The organism is Acinetobacter sp. ANC 4470 (assembly GCF_002135335.1).
Lineage (GTDB): Bacteria > Pseudomonadota > Gammaproteobacteria > Pseudomonadales > Moraxellaceae > Acinetobacter.
The window spans coordinates 56893-65446 of the sequence record NZ_NEGC01000011.1; the positions used below are offsets into that span (position 1 = coordinate 56893).

Genomic DNA, 8554 nt, shown 5'->3' on the forward strand with positions numbered 1-8554 from the left:
TTCAATAAAATGGCAAAAAAATCTGATGGACGTTCATCTGATATAACTTTTTCTTGGTTATTAAACACCCATGGAAAAGAATGGACTCAGTGGCAAAAATTTGCTGCCGAGTGGATGAAAGAGCAACATTTCGGTACTAATGAAAAAAGACATGCACTGATTTCATTTTTTGAGACATATCTACTTCATTATGTTCCTTACGCTTTAGATATAAATAAACTCTTTACGGGGCAAAATGGACATAAATGTTCAACCGATGAATTCCATGATGCTGTAAAAAAAACAGGATTTAAAGATCCAGTTCATTTAGTTAAACGTATGAATTACATTTATGATTTTATAGATTGGATAATTCAGAATTATTTTCTAACTCAATCAAATGAAGGACACTTTTATCCAATAGTTCTTAATCCCTTCACTAGATTGAGTAAATCAACTTCCTTAACAGAAACGGTTAGAACACCATTACCTTATCGTTATATTCAAGAGTTAAGGCAAATTCTTTGCCCTCTACCTAACTTATCCAATAGTGAAACAGCTCAAGCAGCTTATTCCTACTGTCACTTTAAACATTGGATTTGGGCACAACAACAATCAAGCTATAATGGAGACTGGTTTGAAGTAGATACCCATCAAATTGATAAAAGCGATCCTGATTGTGTATGGCGATCAAAAGAAGTAATGAAAAAAGGAAAAAAGGTAGAGATTTTTCAAATATGGTCTCCCGTCAAAGCAATGCTAATTTTTATAAAACTACACCTTCCACTTCGTACTTATCAAATCCGTTTTCTCGATTCAGGTGAAGCTGATACATGGCGATATCAAAGTGGGCAATGGATAGAAAATATAAAACATGATTTTGCGTTAGGAAATATTAAAAGACCATATGCAAAGGGTATTTTTAAACGCATACCAGATTCAATTTCAGGGAGGTTTCTAACAGGCTTATATATTTCTACAAATAAAACTGCTGATCAAAATAAAGATGAAAGTAACTATGGTTATACAATTCCATGGCAACATGAAGAAGTACTATATTGGTTAGAGAAGCTACGTAATTGGCAAGAAAAATATAATCCTATATATGACCAAATGCCTTGTACAGACTTAGATCAAAAACATTTTGGGCTAACTAAATCAGAGCATACAAAAAAACAGATGGGAGCAATTTGCTTCTTATTTAGAAATGCTTCTACTAATGGGAGTAATCGATCTAAGCCTATTTCTGGGGATACATATTTATCAACATTTTGGTATCAACTTCTTCTTACACTTGAAAAAAAGTTAGCCCAAAATAGACATCTTTTAAGTGATGGTTCTTTTCTAAAACTAGTTGAAGAATATCCACAAGGTACTGTTGAAGGCAATAAAAGTACCACTTTATTTCCACTTCATAGTCTAAGAGTCTCACTAATCACAGCTTATACAATGGATACGGCATTACCGCTTCCTGTAATTTCTAAATTATTAGCGGGTCATACACGGCTGATCATGACCATCTATTATAATAAAATTACTCCTAGTGTAATGGCACATAAAATGGAGGAGGCAGAACAAGAATTAAATGCAAAAGCAGCACAATCTCTTCGTATTTTTCTTAAAGACGCAAGCCTTGAACAAATTCAAGCAAAAATAGTATATCAAAATGAGAATAGTATTCTTACTGCTTTAGCAAACCGCAATCCTATTGGTTGGGAATATAGAGCACATGGACTATGCCTAGTTGGTGGTAATACCGTTAAATCAGATAGTGCTGGAACACTCGGGGGATGTTGGAATGGAGGTGAACTCATTAATTCTGCCGATAGCAAATCCAAACGAAAATATGAGCCTGTTGCTCATGGCCCAGAAAATTGTGTACGTTGCCGTTGGTTTGTTACAGATGCCAGCTATCTACCAGCATTGAATGCCTATTTTAATCAACTTAGTTATAAAGCTCATGAAGCAGCACATTTAGCATTAGAAATTGAAAAAGAATTGGATCAACTGAAAGATGAAAAATTCTTTTGTGAAGAACAAGATTTCCCTTTCACTAAATATAAAGAACTTCAAGAATTACAGCGACGATGGGAAAAACAACAAGTTGAAGCTGATGAATTTACAAAAGATTGGATAGCTACTTTCAGCTTAATACAAAAAATTTTATATATCGAGAAGCAAAGAGTAGATTCAGATTTTAAAGACAAATTAATAGCTGTAGGGAGTGAACAGGATATTACTCACAGTATTAAGTTTATTGAGACAAATTCAGAATTATTACATCTATCCTTACTTTGTGATGATGCTGAATTTTACCCAGATTTTCTAGATAGTTTAAGAAAAACACCTGCCATTACAAAACGGACTATTTCATTGAGTCGAATCATGATGAATGCAGGATATGAACCTATTTTCATGGAAATGGATGAGAAAATGCAACTTATTGCAGCTAATGCAATGATAAGAAAGATGGCAAAAATTGCAGACCCAGAGGATAAGCTTGAGGGCTATCGAAAAGTTGCTGGTTATCTCGAAACTAATAAATACTTAAAAAACCATCAACTTTTAGATGAAGGCATCTTAGAACTATCTGATTTAAAAAAAATACCTATCATTGTAAATAAGTCACTTAAAATTGGAGGTAAATAATGGAGATATGTATAGATACAATATTAGAAGAAATTAAAAATGGAGAAAGCCAAAGAACACAGAATTCTCTAGATCACCTTAACCAAATTCTTGAGACCTACCATGAAAGTGGAAAAAGAGATTTCTCGGTAACAACTATAGGACGAATCTCCTCTGAAAATGGTGGTGTTGGTTATCAAGCAATACGAGCCACACGTAATATTTACTTTAGGCAACTAATTGAGGCATGGGCAGCCAAAGCTAATACTACGACCAAAAAGCCTTTAGCTGATAAAAGCCGTAGCAGACATGTTCCTAAGGATTTTGAATTATTAGAACGAATTGCTGATCCCGCTCTACGAGCGGTATTTGGACAGATAATCGCTGAACGTAATAGATATAGACAAGAAGTAAATATATTAAAACAACATACGAATATCATTATCGATAGACGACCTTATAAACCCTCGCCATATTTTCAAAATACACATACAGAGCTAACTTCTTCACTTAATGTATCTCTTACCACTTCTGAACTAAAAGCTCTAAATTTTGCTGCTACTGATGAATGTTTGGAACAAAATAATTGGCAGGTAACACAAGCTGGTCAAGTTAAAGATATCAAATACATGACTGAAATATTTCCACGTGGATTTATGACCGCATTAAAGAAGATATTATGCAAATTAAATATGTAGATCATTCTTCCTAATCCTAAGGAATGAATAAGAATTAAAAATCTTTTGTCATAATCCTTGAATCTTGCTATCCTGGCATTTGTTTGTTTTATCATGATGTACTATGCCTAGCACTTTAAAATTTTTAGATTTATTCGCTGGTGCTGGCGGCTTATCAGAAGGCTTCATTCGCGCTGGATTTCAACCAATTGCTCACGTTGAAGCAGATGCATCTGCGTGTTTTACTTTAAAAACACGTCAAGCCTATCATTGGCTTAAAAATAATAATTCTATCGATGTATATGTTAAATATTTACAAAATGAACTGTCTAGAGATGAGCTCTATAATGCAGTTCCAACAAATGAAATTGACTCGGTTATTAATGCATTTATAGGTGCAGAAACCTTAAGTGAAATTTTTCAAAAAGTAGATCAGCAAATTGGCGAATCCAAATTAGATTTAATAATTGGCGGCCCACCATGTCAAGCCTACTCCCTTATAGGACGTGCACGTGGAAATATGCATGATGATCCACGAAACCATCTATACAAATATTATGCTGAATTTTTAAGAAGATATAAGCCTAAGTATTTTGTTTTTGAGAATGTACTAGGACTTTTAACTGCAAGAAATCCTAATGGAGAACTTTATTTCGACAAAATGAAAAGTTTGTTTGTCGAAATTGGTTATACAGTTGAATATCGTGTGTTATCTGCAAATGAATATGGCGTACTCCAAAATCGTAAACGAATTATTTTAGTAGGAAAAAAAGGACATCGCTCTAAAAAGTCATTTTATCCAGAACCTGAAAAATTGATAACCGAAGCATGTGTATGGGATCTTTTTAGTGACTTACCTAAAATTCAAGCTGGGGGTGGAAGTACAACACCTCAAAGAGGTAGATCCGAACAATCAAAGTGCCTTAAAGAATCAGGTATTGCTTCAACCTTACCTCTTACATGGCATCAAGCTCGCCCCCACTCAAAACAAGATCTAGAAATATATAAGCATGCTGTCAATTTGTGGGATACTGAAAAAAGACGACTACATTATGATGATTTACCTGAATATTTAAAAAGCCATAAGGGTAGAAATTCTTTTGTAGATAGGTTTAAAGTCGTGGCTGGTGATTTAGCTGCCTGTCATACTGTTGTTGCTCATATATCGAAAGATGGACATCATTATATCCATCCAGACATTGAACAAAATCGTTCGATTACTCCCAGAGAAGCAGCAAGAATACAAAGTTTTCCTGATGATTATTATTTTGAAAATGTTTCAGGTAAACCAGCTCGTACAAGTGCTTTTAAACAAATCGGTAATGCTGTACCTGTTTTACTTGCTCAAAAGATTGCAGAACAATTATTAAGGAACTGGTAATGGATATGAAAGAAACCCTTAAAAAACAAAGTGGCTTATATAAAATTCGACCTGCTGGGCGACATCTTTCAACAATTGGAAAGGAACTAATTCAGAATGAAGCGGCAGCAATAATTGAACTTGTAAAAAATGCTTATGATGCTGATGCTGATGCAATTTATGTAGATATAAATTTAGATAGCTTGTCTAAATCCGTAGAAATTATAGTGTCTGATAATGGTCATGGTATGGACATAGATACCTTTCTAAACAAATGGATGGTACCATCAACGAATGATAAATTTATAAGAAAAACAAGTACTAATAAAAAACGTGTAATGCAAGGTAGAAAGGGTATTGGACGATATGCCGTTGCTGTTTTAGGTAATATTTTGAAAATTCAGACAACTACAAAAGACCTAAATTCAACTTCTACTATAATTGACTGGGATATTTTTAATGAAGTACAGTACTTAGATGAAATTAATATTGAAGTCAAAAATGAAAAATTGGCTATAGGTGAACAAGGTACAATACTCAAAATTTATGGTAATGAAGAATATTTTGAAACTTGGACTGATCGTAATAAAAAAGCTTTAGAATTTGAATTAAAAAAACTTATCTCACCATTAGATGCTAAGAAAAATGATTTTAAAATTTTTTTAAAAATGACGTCTAATGAAAATACAACAAAAGACGAAGATTTTTTTGCGTTATATGATGAAAATGAAGATAAAAAAAATGAATATGAAGAAATTAAACCATTTCCTATCGTTCAATATTTTGATTATCGGATACAAGGCGAAATAACCGCAGATGGGATTGGAAATCTAACTTACTCCTGTCAGAAGGAGCAAAATTTACCTGATATTCCAATTAACTTTAATTATTACCAACCTACTAATTGCGGATCATTAAAATTTGATTTTCGAGTTTACGATCGAGAGTCAGATGCATTAGATGATTTACTTGAAAGAACAAAACGAGCTGAAGATAAACCTTTAGAAAAAAAAGATATTCGTGCCTTATTAGATACATATCATGGTGTCGGGGTATTTAGAAATGGTTTTAGAATTCGTCCACTAGGTGATGTTGGATACGATTGGATGGATTTAAATTTTCAACGTGTTAATAACCCATCTTTAAGGATAAGTGTGAACCAGATTATTGGATATGTCCGAATTGAATCTGAAGATCAATCAAGGTTATTTGAAAAGAGTGCAAGAGATGGGCTCCGTGATAATGAAGCCTATAAGAACTTAGTCGCTATATCTCAAAGAGTTTTGAGACTTTTAGAAGAAAATCGATTTAAATATCGTGAATCAACTGGAAAATCGCGAAAAAATAATGAATCTATTGAAGAGAAATTAAATAATATTTTTTCTAGTGATAAACTTTCATCTAAAATTCGAATTACTTTAGATACATCTGATCTACCAACCAAAGAAAAAGATCAGATTTCTAAGAATCTTATAAATTTAGTAGAAGAAGATGCTAAAGAAAAATCAAAAGAATTAGAGTATATAAAAAGAGCAGTTGCTACTTATCAAGGTCAGGCTACTTTAGGAAAAATCATAAATCGTTTAATTCATGAAGGTCGCAGACCACTCAACTATTTCCAAAATGAAATTCCAAATTTAAAACGATGGAAAGAAAAATATAATCAGAGTCATGACGAAAAGCACTTTGCAAAAGTAATCGAAAGAATTGATGGCGTGCTTGATAATACTCAACATTTTGCAGTGTTATTTAAAAAGATCGATCCCTTAGCAACCGCTCGGAGACCAAACAAAAAAGATGAAAATATTAAAAAAATAATTCAATCATCTTTAAGTATTTTCGAAAAAGATTTCAATGATAATGGAATTATCATTAGTTTTTCATGCCCTGAGAACTTGACTTATCTTTGCTGGAAACAAGATGTTATAGCTATTATCTATAACCTTCTAGAAAATAGTATTTACTGGTTAGTTAGCACTAAATGTTCAACGAAACATATCGAAATTTCCGTTACTGAAAAAGATGGAATATTTGAATCTATTATTTATAAAGATTCTGGTCCTGGAATTAAAACAGAAGATATAGAAAGTTTAGTAATTTTTTCACCAAGTTTCTCAGGTAAACCTGATGGTGGTACAGGTCTTGGACTTTCAATAGCGGGAGAAGCTGCTATTAGAAATAATTTAAAATTGCAAGCTGAAGAGAATACTGATGGTGCATTGTTTAGGCTTATCTATAAAGGAGATGCAAAGTGAGTGATTTACAACTTTTATTAGTTGAAGATAGCCCATCTGATATTTCAACATTTGAATCATCACTTGAACTCTTTGATGATGCTCATAATATTGAAACAGATTTAAAAATAGCTGATAGTTTTGAGACAGCATTAGAACTCATTAAAGAGAATGAATTTGATGGAATAATAATAGATTTATCATTAAATGATGATGCAGAAGGTGGAAAAGAAATTATTAGAACAATAATTGAGGAATATAAACTTATTGTCCCAATTATTGTGTATACAGGAACCCCAGATGATATTGCTGAGTATGATTACATAGAAACTTACCAAAAAGGTGAAAGAGAAGGCTTAATTACTGAAATTCTTACTGATTTCAAAAAAACTAAAGATTTTGGATTGAATGATTTATTTAATGCTAAAGGTCAAATTCAAGACTTTTTAAAAGATGTATTTTATAAAAATATTTATCATCAGAAAAAACAGTGGATTGAATATGATGATAAAAAACTCGTAAAGAATGCGATATTACGCCATACCCTAAATCATTTAACCCAGCACATTGATGAAACAGATCAAAAATATTTTTTAGAAGAGATGTATATCTACCCACCTATTAGTAATACTCATAAAACTGGTAGCATTATTAAAGATAATTCAGATAATAAACATCATATAATTTTGACCCCTGCTTGTGATTTTGCTCAATCTAAAGCACGTTGCATATTGCTAGCTGAAATAATTGCGCCTTTTAATTTCATACAAAACAATTTCCCAGGAAATAATGCAAGCAACAATCGTAAAGAAAAATTAGAAAAATTTATCAGAAACGGGAAGCAAGAATATCATTATTTACCTAAGCTCAATGATTTTAACGGTGGTTTTATCGATTTTACTTCCGTTAAAAGCTATTCTGTAGAAGAGCTTAAAAATGGATTCAGTGAAATCAAAATTCAGATTTCACCATATTTTATTAGTGATATTTTAGGGCGTTTTTCAAGTTATTATGCTAGACAAGGTCAACCCGATTTACATCATAAAGATAGCTATATTACTGAATTATTAACACAAGATACTAGACAATCAAGTTAGGGTAATAATTGATTCGAAGATATTTTTAAAGCTTCAGCTATCTCATAAATTTTTTCTAGAGTAGGATTTACCTCCCCTCTTTCAATTCTTCCTAAATAACTACGATCCATGTTACAGAGTAAAGCCAATTGCTCCTGTGACATGTTTCTTTCTTTCCTATGTTTTCGAACAAGTTGCCCAAATTGAATAGTAAGTTCTGACATAAACATTCAAATGCTTAAAAAACAGAACTATCACTATTTGAGGACTATATATCCACGGACTATAATCCTCTTTTTAACTTTTCATTTATAATCTCTATGAAACAAACTATATCTCCAATATTTCCATCTTTCTTAGTTTTGATTCAACAAACTCAAATCACTGGCTGGACTTCAAAACAAATTTGGAACAACTTAGCTCTCAAGATAGAAATAAAGGATAGATCTATACAACAAAATTTTTCTTTGTACACGACAAAAAAAGTAACTCGTTGAAATAAGTGACATAATAATAGTTTTCTGACGACTCAAACTATGTCATACCTCAACGAGCTACACCACATTCTAAACAATCATTTTTCTTGGAACAAGGCAAGAA

General features: G+C 32.3%; 6 protein-coding genes. 5 read left to right on the top strand and 1 reads right to left on the bottom strand.

What is annotated here, in order from left to right; genetic code table 11:
- Positions 1-9 precede the first annotated feature (9 nt).
- The 5 genes from B9T25_RS13570 to B9T25_RS13590 all read left to right on the top strand — a co-directional run bounded on the left by B9T25_RS13570 (position 10) and on the right by B9T25_RS13590 (position 7975).
- Entirely contained in the window at positions 10-2628 is a 2619-nt protein-coding gene (locus tag B9T25_RS13570) for an integrase family protein (protein WP_086188949.1), read from the top strand.
- The gene (gene gmtX, locus B9T25_RS13575) at positions 2628-3305 is read left to right on the top strand and encodes a gamma-mobile-trio protein GmtX (RefSeq protein WP_086188944.1); all 678 of its coding nucleotides are present in this window, start codon (positions 2628-2630) and stop codon (positions 3303-3305) included. The genes B9T25_RS13570 and gmtX overlap by 1 nt, the downstream gene beginning before the upstream one ends.
- Positions 3306-3408: 103 nt before the next feature.
- On the top strand, positions 3409-4665 hold the full coding sequence (locus tag B9T25_RS13580) for a DNA cytosine methyltransferase (RefSeq protein ID WP_086188945.1): 1257 nt from the start codon (positions 3409-3411) through the stop codon (positions 4663-4665).
- Entirely contained in the window at positions 4665-6899 is a 2235-nt protein-coding gene (locus B9T25_RS13585) for a sensor histidine kinase (RefSeq protein ID WP_086188946.1), read from the top strand. The genes B9T25_RS13580 and B9T25_RS13585 overlap by 1 nt, the downstream gene beginning before the upstream one ends.
- Complete coding sequence (locus tag B9T25_RS13590; RefSeq protein WP_086188947.1) at positions 6896-7975, top strand: response regulator; 1080 nt, start codon at positions 6896-6898, stop codon at positions 7973-7975. Before B9T25_RS13585 ends, B9T25_RS13590 begins: the two co-directional genes overlap by 4 nt.
- Here B9T25_RS13590 and B9T25_RS13595 read toward each other — a convergent pair.
- Positions 7972-8184 carry a helix-turn-helix domain-containing protein gene (locus B9T25_RS13595; protein WP_086188948.1) on the bottom strand — a complete coding sequence of 71 codons (213 nt, stop codon included), beginning with the start codon at positions 8182-8184 and terminating at the stop codon, positions 7972-7974. The genes B9T25_RS13590 and B9T25_RS13595 overlap by 4 nt on opposite strands.
- Positions 8185-8554: the final 370 nt, after the last annotated feature.